At 55.5% G+C, this 16,587-nt stretch carries 11 protein-coding genes and 1 tRNA gene; 5 read left to right on the top strand and 7 right to left on the bottom strand.

The features are described from left to right. Nucleotides 1–63: 63 nt before the first annotated feature. Nucleotides 64–4,788: a glutamate synthase large subunit gene (gene gltB / locus ACQQ2Q_RS14875; protein WP_428187878.1), complete on the bottom strand. Its 4,725-nt coding sequence runs from the start codon at nt 4,786–4,788 to the stop codon at nt 64–66. Between the two features lie 531 nt (nt 4,789–5,319). On the opposite strand from gltB, the gene ACQQ2Q_RS14870 reads away from it, so the two are divergent. Next, nucleotides 5,320–6,366 carry a threonine aldolase family protein gene (locus ACQQ2Q_RS14870; protein ID WP_428187877.1) on the top strand — a complete coding sequence of 349 codons (1,047 nt, stop codon included), beginning with the start codon at nt 5,320–5,322 and terminating at the stop codon, nt 6,364–6,366. Nucleotides 6,367–6,472: 106 nt separating this feature from the next. Here ACQQ2Q_RS14870 and ACQQ2Q_RS14865 read toward each other — a convergent pair whose 3' ends face one another. After that, entirely contained in the window at nt 6,473–6,940 is a 468-nt protein-coding gene (locus ACQQ2Q_RS14865; RefSeq protein WP_428187876.1) for an Hsp20 family protein, read from the bottom strand. A 264-nt stretch (nt 6,941–7,204) separates the two neighbouring features. Between ACQQ2Q_RS14865 and ACQQ2Q_RS14860 the strand changes: the two genes are divergently transcribed. Beyond that, complete coding sequence (locus ACQQ2Q_RS14860; RefSeq protein WP_428187875.1) at nt 7,205–8,185, top strand: alpha/beta fold hydrolase; 981 nt, start codon at nt 7,205–7,207, stop codon at nt 8,183–8,185. Here the strand turns inward: ACQQ2Q_RS14860 and hisN are convergent. Both hisN and ACQQ2Q_RS14850 read right to left on the bottom strand, forming a co-directional pair. After that, a complete protein-coding gene (gene hisN / locus ACQQ2Q_RS14855) occupies nt 8,174–8,950 on the bottom strand; it encodes a histidinol-phosphatase (protein ID WP_428187874.1) in 777 nt (258 codons plus the stop codon). The two genes, ACQQ2Q_RS14860 and hisN, sit on opposite strands and share 12 nt — an antisense overlap. Nucleotides 8,951–9,220: 270 nt before the next feature. Further along, the gene (locus ACQQ2Q_RS14850; protein ID WP_428187993.1) at nt 9,221–10,096 is read right to left on the bottom strand and encodes an N-formylglutamate amidohydrolase; all 876 of its coding nucleotides are present in this window, start codon (nt 10,094–10,096) and stop codon (nt 9,221–9,223) included. 209 nt (nt 10,097–10,305) lie between these two features. On the opposite strand from ACQQ2Q_RS14850, the gene cpdR1 reads away from it, so the two are divergent. Continuing rightward, the gene (gene cpdR1, locus ACQQ2Q_RS14845) at nt 10,306–10,668 is read left to right on the top strand and encodes a response regulator CpdR1 (RefSeq protein WP_428187873.1); all 363 of its coding nucleotides are present in this window, start codon (nt 10,306–10,308) and stop codon (nt 10,666–10,668) included. Nucleotides 10,669–10,764: 96 nt separating this feature from the next. Further along, a tRNA-Val gene (locus ACQQ2Q_RS14840) sits at nt 10,765–10,839 on the top strand. A 66-nt stretch (nt 10,840–10,905) separates the two neighbouring features. Here ACQQ2Q_RS14840 and ACQQ2Q_RS14835 read toward each other — a convergent pair. Both ACQQ2Q_RS14835 and ACQQ2Q_RS14830 read right to left on the bottom strand, forming a co-directional pair. Continuing rightward, on the bottom strand, nt 10,906–12,048 hold the full coding sequence (locus tag ACQQ2Q_RS14835; protein ID WP_428187872.1) for a site-specific integrase: 1,143 nt from the start codon (nt 12,046–12,048) through the stop codon (nt 10,906–10,908). A gap of 183 nt (nt 12,049–12,231) precedes the next feature. Further along, nucleotides 12,232–12,420 (bottom strand): Arc family DNA-binding protein, encoded by a 189-nt coding sequence (locus ACQQ2Q_RS14830; RefSeq protein ID WP_428187871.1) that lies wholly within the window; start codon nt 12,418–12,420, stop codon nt 12,232–12,234. A gap of 106 nt (nt 12,421–12,526) precedes the next feature. On the opposite strand from ACQQ2Q_RS14830, the gene ACQQ2Q_RS14825 reads away from it, so the two are divergent. Further along, nucleotides 12,527–12,883 (top strand): Arc family DNA-binding protein, encoded by a 357-nt coding sequence (locus ACQQ2Q_RS14825; protein ID WP_428187870.1) that lies wholly within the window; start codon nt 12,527–12,529, stop codon nt 12,881–12,883. Between the two features lie 365 nt (nt 12,884–13,248). On the opposite strand, the gene ACQQ2Q_RS14820 is transcribed toward ACQQ2Q_RS14825, so the two are convergent. Beyond that, nucleotides 13,249–16,395 carry a type ISP restriction/modification enzyme gene (locus ACQQ2Q_RS14820; RefSeq protein ID WP_428187869.1) on the bottom strand — a complete coding sequence of 1,049 codons (3,147 nt, stop codon included), beginning with the start codon at nt 16,393–16,395 and terminating at the stop codon, nt 13,249–13,251. Nucleotides 16,396–16,587 lie beyond the last annotated feature (192 nt).

The following is a 16,587-nucleotide window of genomic DNA, read 5'->3' as shown; positions in this document are numbered from 1 at the left end:
GGCAATCGCCGCAATGGCGATTGCCAGGATCAAAGAAACGATCCGGTGAAGGATCAGGCTGCCTCACTCAGCCGCGACACCCATGCGCATGCGTTCCATCTCTTCAAGCGCACGACGGTACTCGACCGGCATGACCTTGCGGAACTTCGCACGATACGCGGCCCAATTGTCCAGAATGTCCTTGGCCCGCGCCGAGTCCGTGTAGTGGTAGTGGTTGGCGATGAGTTGGTAGAGACGCTCCTCGTCATGCCGTGTCATGTCTTCAGACACATCCACACGGCCCTTATGCATGAGGTCTCCGCCATGGTGATGGAGCTTCTCAAGCATGTCGTCCTCTTCCGGAACCGGCTCGAGTTCGACCATGGCCATGTTGCAGCGGCTGGCGAAATCACCCTCCTCGTCGAGAACGTAAGCCACGCCGCCGGACATGCCGGCTGCGAAGTTACGGCCGGTCTGACCGAGCACGACGACGACACCGCCGGTCATGTATTCGCAGCCATGGTCACCCACGCCTTCGACAACAGCGATGGCACCGGAATTGCGCACGGCAAACCGTTCACCGGCAACGCCGCGGAAATAGCATTCGCCCTCGATCGCACCGTAAAGAACAGTATTGCCGACGATGATCGAATTCTCGGCAACGATCTTGGTGTTCTCAGGCGGACGGACGATGATGCGGCCACCGGACAATCCCTTGCCGACATAGTCATTGCCATCGCCGACGAGATCGAATGTGATGCCGTGTGCCAGGAATGCACCGAAGGACTGACCAGCCGTGCCGTTCAGCGTCACATGGATCGTGTCGTCCTTCAGCCCCTTGTGGCCGTAGCGCTTGGCCAGTTCACCCGACAACATGGCGCCGGCGGACCGGTCCACATTCTTGATGTCGACATCAAAGACGACAGGCTGCTTGCTTTCCAGCGACGGCATCGCCTTCTCGATCAACTTGCGGTCGAGGATATCGTCGATCGGATGCTTCTGACGCATGGTCCAGAAGGTGTCGTTCTTCGATGCATCGACCTTGTGGAAGATCCGTGTGAAATCGAGACCCTTGGCTTTCCAGTGCGCCAGCATCTCATCCTTTTCAAGCATCTCGGACTGACCGATGATGTCATCGAGCTTGGAGACACCGAGAGCCGCCAGCATCTCACGCACTTCTTCGGCGACGAAGAAGAAGTAATTGACGACGTGCTCGGGCGCACCCTTGAAGCGCTTGCGCAGGACCGGATCCTGGGTGGCGACGCCAACAGGACAGGTGTTGAGATGGCACTTGCGCATCATGATGCAGCCGGCGGCAATCAGCGGTGCCGTGGCAAAGCCGAACTCGTCGGCACCGAGCAGCGCGCCAACGATCACGTCGCGACCGGTTTTCAGACCGCCATCGACTTGAAGTGCGATGCGCGAACGAAGTCCGTTCAAGACAAGCGTCTGCTGGGTTTCGGCAAGGCCGATTTCCCACGGGCTGCCGGCATGCTTGAGCGAGGTCAGCGGCGAAGCGCCGGTACCGCCATCAAAGCCGGAAATGGTGATGTGGTCGGCACGCGCCTTGGCAACACCGGCCGCAACCGTTCCGACGCCCACTTCTGAGACCAGCTTGACCGAAACATCGGCCTCCGGATTGACATTCTTCAGGTCGAAGATCAGCTGCGCCAGATCCTCGATCGAATAGATGTCGTGATGCGGAGGAGGCGAAATCAGGCCGACACCCGGGGTCGAGTGACGGGTTTTTGCAATCGTCGCATCCACTTTGTGGCCCGGAAGCTGTCCGCCCTCGCCTGGCTTTGCACCCTGCGCCACCTTGATCTGCAGCATGTCGGCGTTGACCAGATATTCGGTCGTCACGCCAAAGCGGCCAGACGCAATCTGCTTGATTGCCGATCGCTCAGGATTTGCCGAACCGTCAAGTAGCGGCAGATAACGGTCGGCTTCTTCACCGCCCTCACCCGTGTTCGACTTTCCGCCGATCCGGTTCATGGCAATGGCCAATGTCGTATGCGCCTCACGGCTGATTGAGCCGAAGGACATGGCACCGGTCGAGAAACGCTTGACGATATCGACAGCAGGTTCGACCTCATCGATCGAGATGGGCTTGCGGCCCAGCTCTTCAGCCGACTTGATCTTGAACAGACCGCGAATGGTGTTCATCCGCAGATTGCTGTCATTGACCATTTCGGAGAACTCGCCGTAGCGGTCCTGGCTGTTGCCGCGCACGGCATGCTGCAGGGCTGCAATCGAATCCGGGCTCCAGGCGTGGTTTTCACCGCGCATCCGGTAGGCATATTCGCCGCCGACTTCCAGCGTTGTGGCCAGAACCGGATCCTTGCCGAAGGCCGACTGGTGGCGCGAAACTGTTTCCTCGGAAATTTCGGCAAGGCCAATGCCCTCGATCGTGGTGGCAGTGCCGAAGAAATATTTGCCAACGAGCTCAGACGACAGGCCGACTGCGTCGAAGATCTGCGCGCCGCAATAGGACTGGTAGGTCGAGATGCCCATCTTGGACATGACCTTCAGGATGCCCTTCCCCACGGCCTTGATGTAGCGATAGACCACTTCCTCGGAATCGACCTCCTTTGGAAACTCGCCATGCTTGTGCATGTCGAGCAGTGTGTCGAAGGCAAGATAGGGGTTGATCGCCTCGGCACCATAGCCTGCCAGACAGCAGAAGTGGTGCACCTCACGCGGCTCACCCGACTCCACGACGATGCCGACAGAAGTACGAAGCCCCTTGCGGATCAGATGGTGATGAACGGCAGCAGTCGCCAGAAGCGCCGGGATCGCAATACGATCCGGACCAACCTGACGGTCAGACAAGACGATGATGTTGTAACCGCCACGAACGGCGGCTTCAGCCCGCTCGCAAAGCCGCTCCAGCATATCCGGCATGCCTTCGGCGCCACGCTCCACATCATAGGTGAAGTCGAGTGTCTTGGTGTCGAACCGGTCTTCGGTATGGCCGATAGACCGGATCTTCTCCAGATCGCCATTGGTGAGGATCGGCTGGCGCACTTCCAGACGCTTGGCGTTTGCAGCACCCTCATGGTCGAGAAGGTTCGGCCGCGGACCGATGAACGAGACAAGACTCATCACCAGCTCCTCGCGGATCGGGTCGATCGGCGGATTGGTCACCTGGGCGAAGTTCTGCTTGAAATAGGTATAAAGCAGCTTCGATTTCATCGACATCGCCGAGATCGGCGTATCGGTGCCCATCGAGCCAATTGCTTCCTGACCGGTTGTCGCCATTGGCGACATCAGGATCTTGGTGTCTTCGGTGGTATAACCGAATGCTTGCTGACGATCGAGCAGCGACACGTCACGACGAAGCGCACGCGGTTCAACCGGCTTCAAATCTTCAAGGATCAGCTGGGTCCGGTCGAGCCATTCGCGGTACGGGTGGCTCTTGGCAAGATCCGACTTCACTTCCTCGTCGGAAATGATACGCCCTTTTTCCATGTCGAGGAGCAACATCTTGCCAGGCTGAAGGCGCCATTTCTTCACGATCAGCTCTTCCGGCACCGGCAGCGTTCCCGCTTCCGAAGCCAGAATGATGCGGTCATCGCTGGTGACGATGTAACGTGCAGGACGCAGGCCGTTGCGGTCAAGCGTTGCACCGATCTGGCGACCATCGGTAAAGCAAACGGCAGCCGGCCCATCCCAGGGCTCCATCAGAGCGGCGTGATATTCGTAGAAGGCCTTCCGGTCCGGGCTCATGGACTGGTTGCCCGCCCAGGCTTCCGGGATCAGCATCATCACGGCATGCGCCATCGAATAACCGCCACGCATCAGGAATTCGAGCGCATTGTCAAAACAGGCCGTGTCCGATTGACCTTCATAGGAGATCGGCCAGAGCTTGGAGATATCCTCACCGAACAGTGGCGAAGAGACCGACGCCTGACGCGCCGCCATCCAGTTGACGTTGCCGCGCAGCGTGTTGATTTCGCCGTTATGGGCGACCATGCGGTACGGATGCGCAAGCTTCCAGGACGGGAACGTGTTGGTGGAGAAGCGCTGATGCACAAGGGCGACAGCGGATTCAAAGCGCGGGTCAGACAGATCCTTGTAGTAAGCACCGACCTGATAGGCGAGGAACATGCCCTTGTAGACAATGGTCGAGGCCGACAGCGAGACCGGATAGAAAGCATGACTTTCCTTGCCACCGCCTTCATCATAGATGCGGTTGGAAATGACCTTGCGAAGCGTAAACAGCTTGCGCTCGAACTGATCCTGCGTCTCGGCATCGCTGCCTGCACCGATAAAGACCTGGATATGGCGTGGCTCGGTCGCGGCAATCTCTGGGGCCTTGGAGAGCGACGCATTGTCCACCGGAACATCGCGGTAGCCAAGCAGATGCTGACCTTCGGCGTCGACCACTTCGCGGATGACATTCTTGAAGTGATCGACCTGACCGTCATCCTGCGGGAAGAAGAAGTGGCCAACGGCATATTTGCCGGACTCTGGCAGGGCCACGCCCTGCAATGCCATTTCCTCGCGGAAGAACCGATCCGGGATCTGCACCAGAATGCCAGCACCATCGCCCATCAGAGGATCAGCACCAACAGCACCGCGATGGGTGAGGTTTTCGAGAATGAAAAGCCCGTCCTTGATGATCTGATGCGACTTCTCGCCCTTCATGTGGGCAATGAAGCCGACGCCGCAGGCATCGTGTTCATTGGCCGGATCGTAAAGACCCTGCTTTTCCGGAAAGCCCGCACGGATTGCGCCGCTGGCGGCCTTCGCCGTCACGTCCGCGGCAACCTGTCCTGCGACTGTGGATGCTCTCGTATCGGTCATCAACTTCCCTCCAAAACACCTTGCGGCACCACTCTACGACCCATGAACTCATGCAAGCCGCGCAATGCCAATAAAACAGTCTGGTGTGACGTGAGGACTACGTCTGCAATGATGACGGAAAACCGGAGCATTTGCCCTCGACTTTGCGCCCTACAACAGACAGTCCTCATACATGCTGGCAGAACTATACCGCGAAACCAGCCAGAAGGAAGGTTTCAGCGATCAGAAAAGCCATCGTCACATCAGAAATTAGGTCAACAAAACTGACCTAATTTGAGAGTTTCTATGCCAGAAACCGATGGCGACTGCAAGAGCATGCGTTAATAAAGTGGAAAGCGCGCGGACAAAGATGTCCGCCAGCCGCTCTTCGCCGATATTTTCTTACGTCAGAAGGCGCAAATGAATTGCTCTTGTTGCTTTGCTGGCAATGGCGGCATGTGACGACGCGGATGACGGTTGATCCGACCGGTGAAATACATAATCTCCGGATAGGATCTATTCCTCCCCCTTCGAACTGGAACCCATACTGTCATGTTTTTCTCCTCCGACAACTGGGCAGGCGCCCATCCCGCTATCGCAGAAAGCCTGTCCAGGGAAGCCGCCGGTTATGCCGCAGCCTATGGCACCAGCGATCTCGACAAGCGTGTCGAGCAAAAATTCTCTGAGATCTTCGAGCGTGATGTCGCTGTTTTCTTTGTCGCAACAGGCACAGCTGCGAATTCCCTGTCGCTGGCAGCGGTGGCAAAGCCGGGCGGCGTAACCTTCTGCCACTCCGAAGCCCATGTTGTCGCAGACGAATGCGGCGCGCCGGATTTCCTCACCAGCACACGCTTTTGTCCGGTCGAGGGACGCAACGGCAAGATCGACGCCGATCAGCTGAAGGCCTCCATTGCCCGCTATCCCTCAAATGCTGTACATCAGGGCCGCGCCATGGCCGTGACCATGACCCAGGCCACGGAATCGGGAACCGTATACAGCCTTGAGGAAATCGAACGCATCAGCGCGATTGCCGGCGAGCATGACCTACCGGTGCATATGGATGGCGCACGCTTTGCCAATGCGCTGGTGGCACTGGATGCCAGCCCCGCCGAAATGACCTGGAAGCGCGGAGTCGACATCCTGTCCTTTGGCGGCACCAAAAACGGCTGCTGGTGTGCGGAAGCGATCATTTTCTTCAAGCCGGACATGGCAGCCGACATGCCCTTCATCCGCAAGCGCTCGGCCCAGCTGTTTTCCAAGACACGCTTCATCTCGGCACAGCTCGACGCCTATTTCGAAAACGGTCTCTGGCTCGATCTCGCCCGCAATGCCAATGCCATGGCTGACCGTCTGCGCGCCGGCTTCACCGCCTCTCCCAATGGTCGCCTGGCTTGGGAAACCACCAGTAACGAGGTCTTCGCTGTTCTCGACAAGACCGCCGCCAAAGATGCCACGGATCGCGGCGCGAGCTTCTACCACTGGCCTGTGCCGCAGGAACTCAAGGGCAAAATCAAGGACCACGAGACAATCATTCGTCTCGTCACGTCCTTTTCGACCACGGCTGAAGAGGTGGATCGCTTTCTGCTCACGTTGGCCTGAGACGGGCGGGTATTCAGAAGAGAGACCGAGCACTACGGCGATACAAATACAAAAGCGGCCCTCCGTCAGGAGAGCCGCTCGTTCAGCACCGTAAACGCGATACGGATTAATTCACATGAGCCTCGATGGCCTTGGCGCTATTCACCGGCTCGGCAGCAATCTCGATCCGGCGCGGCTTCATCGCATCGGGGATATTGCGAAGAAGGTCGATGTGCAAAAGACCGTTTTTCAGCGAAGCATTCTGGACTTCGACATGATCGGCGAGCTGGAAACGTCGCTCGAAAGCGCGCTTGGCGATGCCGCGATAGAGGAATTCAGTCTGCTCTTCTGAGCCTACCTCTGCCTTCTCACCCTTGACGGTCAGTACGTGGGCATGCGCTTCGATGCTCAATTCCGATTCATCGAAACCGGCAACGGCCATGGTGATACGGTAGGTCGTTTCACCCGTGCGCTCGATATTATAGGGCGGATAGGTCTGAGCCTGGTCTGGCTGACCGAGACTGTCGAGCATGGTGAAGAGCCGGTCGAAGCCGACTGTGGAACGGTAGAGTGGCGAAAAATCAACGTGACGCATGGTGTCCTCCTGGAAGCGACGGTTTGCGAATGTCAAAACCTCGTTCATCCCTGTGTCGGCGATGGTTCGAGGCGGTTATCGGAGCCTTTTTGGCCTCCGAAAGAATAGATGGGAAATCCCGTTTGCCAGTTCAAGAGGGCAATACACCGCCCGTGCAGGTGGGCTCTGGACCGCACAAAACGGCTTTTTCCTTTGACCTCGAATCGCCTTGCGCTTATCCCGGTTACACCTGCATCCCCATTGCCTCCAGCACAGGCGAGCATCATGGACGAGATACTGCACGCCACACCCGGAAACCCCGTACCCGGCAATCATGTCGCCGGCTTCTTCGACGGCTATCGCGGTGTGAAACTGCGCTATGCGATCTTCCGCTCCGAAGAACATATGCCCATGGGCACCGTCGTGCTGATTCAGGGCCGCAATGAATCCATCGAGAAATACTACGAAACGATCAAGGACCTGACGGCAAGGGGCCTATGGGTCGCGACTTTCGATCTGCGCGGACAGGGCGGATCTGAACGCCTGCTGAAGAACCCGCGAACTGGACACGTCAGGCGCTTCTCGCATTATGTCCGCGACCTTGAGATCTTTCTGGAGCAGGTCGTGCTTCCAGACACACGCCTGCCCTTCTTCATGCTCGCCCATTCCACCGGTGGCCTGATCGCGCTGTCCGCTGCGCCTCGCCTCGTCAACCGGATTGATCGCATGGTGCTGTGTGCACCCTTTGTCGGACTGGCAAAACAATCCATTTCCAACAGCAAGGTCTATTGGCTGACCATGCTGATGAGTCTTTTCGGTTTTGGCGCACGTCCCATGACGAAGGATGGACCGTTGGAGGAGTTTGCCACCAATGCGCTGACATCCGACGTCGCGCGTTTCACGCGCAATCAGCAAATCGAAGAGACACGACCCGAACTCGCAATCGGTCCGCCGTCAGCCCGCTGGCTGTACGAGTGCATGAAGGCCATGTACCGGGTCAACATGCCAGCACATCTCTACTCAATCACAGTGCCGACGGTTATGATTGCGCCGACACGAGAGGAAGTCGTGTCCTACGAGGCAGAAGAGCGGATGTCGCAGTATTTTCGCGCGGCGCAGTTTGTGCCCGTCGCCGGCTCGCGCCACGAGATCCTGCAGGAGAGCGATTACTACAGGGGACAGGCCTTGGCGGCCATTGCCGCCTTCATTCCCGGCAGCGAGGCCGAGGAGCAAGCAAAACAGGCACTGGAACCGTCAGCGCCCTGACATGATCGCCAGCGCCTCGGCATGGACCTTTGCCGATCCGGCAGCAATGATGGTGCCCGCCTCCTCCGGTCGTCCGCCATCCCAGGTCGTGACGATGCCACCGGCCTGTTCGATGATCGGGATCAGTGCACCCACATCATAGGGCTTCAAGCCACTCTCGATCACCAGATCGATATGGCCACTGGCAAGCAGAGCATAGGCATAGCAATCGATACCATAGCGGAACAGCTGCGAACGACTTTCGATGGTGCGATAGCGTGTCAGCGCATCGCCGGCAAACAGATGCGGAGAGGTGGTGAACAAAGTCGCATTCTCCAGGCTACCGCAATCACGGACCTGAAGCTGATGGTCACCGCCAGGGCCTGAATACCACGAGCGCTCGCCGTCGGCGAAATAGCGCTCGCCTGTAAATGGCTGATCCATCAGCCCCATCACCGAACGACCGGCCGATTGAAAACCGATCAGCGTTCCCCAGACCGGCACACCGGAAATGAAGGCCCGCGTGCCGTCGATGGGATCGATGACCCAGACATGCTCACGATCGATGCCAACATTGCCAAATTCCTCTCCGAGAATGCCGTGCTCGGGAAAGTCCTTCTCGATGATGGCACGGATGGCTGCCTCTGCGGCCCGATCACCCTCGGTCACCGGATCGAAACCACCCTGCTCCTTGTTGACGACATCGAGTCGCGAGCGAAACCGTGGCAAGGTTTCAGCCTTGGCAGCTTCGGCAAGTCGGTTGAAAAAGTCGCGGTCGGGAAGCATGGCAAATATCCGGAAAGGCTTGAGAAACTGGTTCCGTCTTAGCCGCTTTTACCGGAATTGCAATTCCGGCCCACCAGGGCAAAAACGATGAGTATTTAAGCACTCGGATGGAGTGCTTAAATTTTTGACAAAACATATTGACACTTGTGCAGCGCAACAATAGTCTGAGGTCACAGTTTAACGACTGTAAATACCCTCCTTGGGTGTTTCCTCCCTAGACTTAGCCGCGCCACTGGCGCGGTTTTTTTTGTCCTGAAAATAGAGATAAACCTATTCGGCGGCGAGCGCGGTCGCTTCACCGAAGCCTTCGACAAAGGCTGCCATCTGCCGCATGAAGCTGGAAATCGCCGAAACGAGCGCAGAAAAATCCGACCGCTTCTCAAGCGTCGCTTCATTGACATAGAGCGCGCGACTGACCTCGATCTGCAAGGCGTGCAGCCCGCGCGACGGACGCCCATAATGCTCGGTGATGAAACCGCCGGCATAAGGCTTGTTGCGGGCGACGTGAAAACCGAGGTCTTCAAGGAAGCTCATGGCCGCCCGCGACAGTTCTGCCGACGCACTGGTTCCGTAACGATCGCCAATGATGAAGTCGGGCCGGTTACGGCCGCCACTGGCATTGAGATTGCCGGGCATGGAATGACAATCCACCAAAACGCCCAGACCGAAACGCGTATGCGTCTGCGCAATCAGTTTTCGCAGCCGCGCATGATAGGGCTTGTAGATCTCCTCGATCCGCATGATCGCTTCTTCCACAGGAAGTCTGCCGAAATAGATTTCCATGTTTTCAGCGACGATACGCGGAATGGTGCCAAGACCGCCGGCGACCCGGATAGAATGGGAATTGGCATAAGGCGGCAGCGGCCCATCGAACATGCGCGGATCGAGTTCATAGGGCTCACGATTCACGTCGACGAAAGCGCGGGGAAAATGCGCGAGAAGCAGTGGAGCGCCGATCGCCGGCGCTGCCCCGAACAGCTCGTCCACATAGGGATCTTCCGAACGGCGGATCGCATGCTCGTCGAGCCGTGAGTTCTGCAACAGCGACGCAGGATAGCAACGACCGGAATGCGGCGAATTGAAAACGAAGGGAATACGCTGCTCGTCTGGCTCGCGCACTTCGAAGATCCCGCCGTTACACTCCATTTGGTCCATTTTGCCCTGTGAATTTTTACCAAGTCATCAAGTTGATTTGTGCTACATGTTGCCAGTTGGACCAGGGGAAGTCCATACTAGGCACAACGGCTGAAGCCGGTTGCCCACATAGCCTTCACCGGATGTTTACCGGTCAAAGGTTAACGTGGACTGCCGGAGAGATCCGACTTATCCCAGATGATGTGAGTTACGGTCACCCAATGAATCAAAAAATTCTCCTCGCGGAAGACGACAACGATATGCGCCGCTTCCTGGTCAAGGCGCTCGAAAAGGCCGGATACACGGTCTTGTCCTACGACAATGGCGCAAGTGCCTATGACCGCCTTCGCGAGGAACCCTTCTCGCTGCTGCTGACCGATATCGTCATGCCTGAAATGGACGGCATCGAGCTTGCGCGTCGCGCCACCGAACTCGATCCGGACCTCAAAGTCATGTTCATCACCGGTTTTGCAGCCGTCGCGCTCAATGCCGATTCGCAGGCACCCAAGGACGCCAAGGTACTGTCCAAGCCGTTCCACCTGCGCGATCTCGTCGACGAAGTGAACAAGATGCTGGCCGCTTGAGGCCGCAATCCGGCGGCTTTCAAAAACTCTTCACAAAACCGGAAAAAGCCTATTGACGCGGCCTCCGGTTTTGTGGTCTTAAGCCGCTCATCGGATGGGCGTGTAGCTCAGCGGGAGAGCACTACGTTGACATCGTAGGGGTCACAAGTTCGATCCTTGTCACGCCCACCATCCGTTTCTCCTGACTTGTCAGGCGTTTGCGAGGTTGACGACATAACCCGCCTTTCTTCTCTCATTTCAGTTACCCAAGTTTCGCCCATGAAACCGCATTTTGGCGGACTTCAGGTGGTGCGGAGAGTGATGGCCATAGACGTCCCGAATGGTCTTCTCAGATGTGCCGGTAAAGCCGGAGACATCCCAAAATGAAACGCCTCTTTGAAGCATCCACGTGATGCAGGTGTGCTTCATTATGTGCGGCGTCACGTCCTCACCAAGCTCGGCAAGCTCGCGAGCACGGTTCCATCCTGTTTTCTCTTTCTTGATGAGCGCTCCCATGTACTCAACGGGGCCGACCTTCGTCAGTCGATGCCAGCGCCGAAGGTGCGGATAGAGATTTTCAGGGATCGGAGCAGGGGTCTTACGCTTATTCGTTTGCGTCTGGCCCTGACCTCGGCGGTAAAGAATTTCATTCTCCAGATCGAACCAACCGCCCGATGAGTTGACACTCCAACGCAAGGCCAAGATAGCTTCATGCCGGGTGGCAGTGTACAGACCAATCAAGATGAAGCGCGCCACGTGATAAGATGGTTTGTGTCGCCGCGCCCATCTGCTCGCTTTTCGCGTCTTTAGATCGTAGGCGATTGGCACGATACCTAAAGCACCAGCTAGCAGCCTCGCGGCCTCGCTTCTCGTGAGCCAGCGCTCACGAGGAGGCGCTTTAGCCGGGAGGGTGACGGGAACAGGATAGATGAGCTTCTTTTCTTTGTACGCGAAATTCAGTGCGGCAGAAAGCGTCTCCAGCTCACGCCGGGCCGTGCCCACCTTCACCGCTCGCTTACCGATTCGTCCGCGCACTCGCGCCTCGACGTAAGCACGGCATGATGCCCCATCGATGAAGTCACATGTCTTGTCGCCGAAGGACTCTAGCAGATTGACCAAATGGAACCCCACAAGCTCAGGGTGCGATAATTCAGGGCCACGCAACTGGCCGTAAAAGGCCAGCACGTCGGCAACAGCCACATCCGCTGGTTGGCCCCGCCGCCAGTCCGGTCGGTGTTTTTCAGCTAAATAGGCCTGGAGCTTGATCTCAGCCCCTGCGCGATCCTGGTCGCCGCAGCCTGTGCTGCGCTCAATCTTTCCATCGAGGATAACCCATTGCCCCTCTCGCCCTGATCGCGGCTTGCGCCAGTGCAGCCGCGCTCCTTTTGATTTGCGCGGCATTTCGCCCTCATTTCTTTAATGTTACGGAGTGTCGTGAAGTACTTTCCCGCAATCAATTCAACTGCGAGATTCCCTTTCTGATATTCGGTGCGGAGCGAGCTTTTTCCGATTGAACCATCTGGAAAAGCGAGCTTGGCTGCTACAGATAAAAGAAGCGGCGTATCATCATCAATTACGCCTGGATCAAGCATCATGCGCCTCCCTGCCGGAAGATACGCAAATGCCACCACGCTGTTGAACGGCGTTCTGTAGATGATACACAATTTCGGAATTCATCGATCTGAGGTTCACTTCGGCAGATCGTTTGATCGCAACCCTTAGCGCCTCCGGAAGCCTCACGAGCAACTGGTGCCCCTTCTCTCGCGTTCGCATAGATGCCCTCCATCACAGAAATAAATCACTGTGATATAAATTACCGTGATTTTATTGACTGTCAAATGAATAAATTACAGTGATATACAAAAGCGAGGTATCAACAGTGGCTGAAAACAAAACCGGACGCGGTTCCGATCAATTCCCGCTTCGCCTACCTGAGGGCATGCGAGATCATATTAAGCTTGCCGCCGACCAGGCTGGCCGTTCTATGAATGCGGAGATTGTCGCAAGGCTAGAAGCAACCTTCGACAAAGAGTTCAACACGCCGGTGGAAATCGTCAAAATTAAACCGATTGGTTTGAATAAATCAGACGCAGCATCTCTGCTTGGGGTTTCCGAATCAGACTTGGACACCCTCGTCCAACAAGGACGCATTCCCCCTCCTAGGACCGCCGGAGGCTCGATGATATTCTTGGCTGAAGAGTTTGAGAGCGCGGCTAAGGAGCTTTTAGCGCGCTGAAGCCAGAAAATCGGGGGGGGGCAAACGCGCCTGATCATTAAGGCGAGATTCAAAAGAGTAAAGGCCGCAAAGCCTATTAAAAACGGTCAGGGAGACGGCTAAGCCTAAACTCGAAAAAGGCATTGCTTTTATGGACGCGTCGCCGCCAGTGCGACAAAAGGAGATAATAGCGGCCTCCAAGTTGACGACCGTAATGGGGCCGTGAGGTGACTGTAGGCTTTCGGAAACGAGCGCGGCGAACTGGACACTCGCGCCTATGGAATGTGCAGGCGATTTCGGCTTATTGCGGCAGTTGGGTGATCGACTTCGATATCTGGAAAGTTGCCATTCGTTGCGAATATCAATGCAAGGCTGCACACTAACCTTTATTGAAGCGACATCTTGATGCTATCCATGATCCTCTGCGTCTCGGACAGGATCTTAAGGATGCGCTGATAGTGCTTTACATCCTCAAATGATAATGACCGACCTGTGCGATCTTTGAGCCATTTTTGGGCAGGTTGATATCCTCCAATGTAGAAATCCCACGACACGGCCGGTGCGTCGGCAAAGTATTGGCCCTCATTGATCCAGATATGGCCACCCTCAAAGCAGGGCTTAGCGACTTCGTTGTTTCCCTCGCCCATGAACGGATATGGTGTCGTGCCAACAGATGCAGGCTCCATCAGGTGGAGCTTTCGCAACTCTGCGCCTTTGGCAGACACGTCCCAAAACTCGTCTGGGGTGGTCGGCCATGGTATGCGGGGGAAGTCGATTTTGAGGAATTCGGCATAGATCTCACGGTAGGCAGGGCAATGCAGTACGCCGTAAATATAGTCGAAGGTCTGCACTTCATCCGGCTCACCGTAGTCGTGGTGATTAGCCAAGCGTTGCAATTTCTTCCAGAGTTTAGGATTAAAATTCACACGCCGATTTTTGTCGAGGTCTTGCTCTTCGGGGTAAAGATACAAGGGGAAGGACTGATTCTGCTCTTTCGTTTTCAAAGAAACAACGCAACTTTCGGGTGCACAGTCACTGACGAAAACATGCTGGTATCCTGGTACAGCCAACTGGCGAGAGGCCAACAGACAAAGATTTTTGTTTTGTCCAAAACTCGCCTGAAGAAGCGGTCGAGGTCGGTCCACAAGTGCCCTGTCAAGCCATACAAACCGCTTATCGAACGGTCGATAAAGACACTCTTCGATGTCGCGCACTGAACTGTTTCCAAGCTGTACTGAAATTGCTTTCAAAGAGAAAGCAGAAGTTTCCTTTAACTGAAACTGTTCTAACAGCATACTTCGCGCGCCCTCATCCCCACAAGCTTTTTCAAGCCTCGAAGACAGTTCATGTTTAGTTTCGGAAATAGCGAAATTGTCTCTATGAGTTTGAAATCCCAAAACATTTGCAAGAAAGAACTGATCGAGCTTGAAACCTTGGTCGAAACTGTCAAGAAGCGCGTTATCTATAGGATAAAACATCTGATAGTGTTTATGAGGCGCAAGTTTAGTTGGTGATGCCTCACGGTAGGAGAGTGTTCGCAGAGCTTCATACTTGTCCGATCGTGCACCCCATAGATTGCCGTGCATCACTTCGGCTAAGTCTTTACTCCCGTCCTTTTTCTTGACGCCCAGAATGATCGACACACCCTGCTGAATGTCGAATACATTCTTGTCGGGTTTACCGTTTGGCGTGACTTCCCTCTTTTTGGCGTTGCCGTGTAGATCGAGAACCCAAATGCGGTCGAAAGTGTTCAGCAAGTGCCACCGCATCCCTCGAAAGGTTGGATTATCGATATAGCCGTGATTGGTGATAAACCCGATAACGCCTTCGCCATTCTTCTCTATTAGGTGCGAGGATAGGCGGATAAATTTCACATATAGGTCGTTCAACCATTTGGGATTGCGTTCTTTGAGCTTCATCTTGCCGCCAGGCTCTTTCTTGTAATCTTCCATCAGATCACCGATCCAGCCCTCGGACACGCCGCCCTCGCCCAAATAAGGCGGGTTTCCAATCACGCACATGATCGGCATGTCACGCTTGATCGTGTTCGCGCCCTTAGCCTCGCGGGATAGCCATTGTGTGAATGGCAAGGTTTGGTTGGCAGGTTCGCCTTCCTCAAGGCTGTTGGTCAGATATACCGACAGGCGGGGTGGCTCCTTGGTCGGTTTGTAGCCGAGTTCGGTCAGGATCATGTCGAGCTTCATATGGCACATGGCATAAGATGCCATGAGAAGCTCAAAACCATGTAACCGGGGAATCAGGTCATCCTCAATGTACTTCGACCACATCGTAGGTGCGATACCCTGGACCTTGGGTGCAATCTGCTTGATCACCTCGGCCAAAAACGTGCCGGTGCCCGTGGCGGGGTCAAGTACCTGAACGCGGTGAACTTCTCGTTTTTCAGTATGTTTACTGCCATCTTTTCGAAGCTTTCCCGCCTTGGTCATGGCCCTTTGGCCCGTATCCCAATCGATGCTCACTTTTGACGTGTCGGCCAGTCCATCGGCCAAGCCAAATTCCGTCTGCAAGACCTCGTCAACGGCGCGAACGATGAAATTCACAACGGGCTCGGGCGTATACCAGACGCCGCGCGCTTTGCGTTTTGAAGGGTTGTAGGCGGCAAGAAACGTCTCGTAGAAATGCAAGAACGGGTCGTTCTGACCTGTCAGCTTGCCGAAGCCTTCCATGAGCTTTGCCACGTCACAGGCTCGGAACACACGCGCCAGATCGTCGATGATCCATGCGATGCGGTCGTCGAGGTCGTAGCCAGCCACGTAGCTGAACAAAGAGCGCAAAAAGGGGTTGGACTTGGGAAGCAAGTCCAAAGCCTCTTGTCTGCTGAACGTGTCCAGAGTTGAGTCATGCAGGCGGGCGGCGAACATGCCGTAGGCGATGGTTTCAGCATAAATGTCGGCAAAATCCGATGGGGTAATGTCGTGTATCAAATTCTCTTTGAACGCCAGATATTGGGCTGAAAGCTCACTTTGTAGCTCAGTATCATCCTGCAGGGTTTTGCTCAAAACATCTTTGATCAGGTTCGCCTTGCCCGCCATCCGCTCGGCCAGATCACGTGGGCTTGTGATAGTCTGGGGGCGTTGTGTGACAAATTCTCGAAGCAGGTTTTCGAGGGTGGCAAAGTCCTGAGGGCGAGGGTTTATGTTCACAAGCAAGTCGGCAATGCTCACCGACGCCACAAGCTCACCATCTCGATAAAAGTCCCAATCAAGGCAATTCGTGTAGATCAGGTTGGGCAAGGCAGCCAAATACCGCTTATGCTGATCTTTGTTGCTGTCTTTGAGAGCACGGATTCCGACGGGGATATCCTTGGCCTCAACGTGACCAATCACGATATCGCCCTGAGACACAATAAAATCAGGCGCGCCACATTTTACTCTTTTGGGTTCATTAAGGGCGGTGACCGCGGGATTGATGGACGAAAGGAGCTTTTGTAGGTCTGCTCGGTAGGAGTGTTCGGTCGCAGCCTTGGTCTTATAGATCGCATCAATGTTTTTGAGAAATTCTTGAATATTCATGGAACTACCGACCTATGAGTGTGCCTTCGAACCACTCTAGGTCAACATGAAGACCTACAACAGCCGCATTCATTCATTGCCCACAGCCGTGGTCGATACCGCTGCCTTCTAAACCATGTTTGAAATGAGGAAGGCCCCCATCAAATTTCTTTCCTTTTCCCAGATGCCCGTTTTGACCCTCTAAATCAGAGA

Source organism: Agrobacterium sp. ES01, from assembly GCF_050320885.1.
In the GTDB taxonomy this organism is placed as follows: domain Bacteria; phylum Pseudomonadota; class Alphaproteobacteria; order Rhizobiales; family Rhizobiaceae; genus Allorhizobium.
The sequence above is the reverse complement of the archived record's forward strand: the minus strand, read 5'-3'. Positions and strand labels throughout refer to the sequence as shown.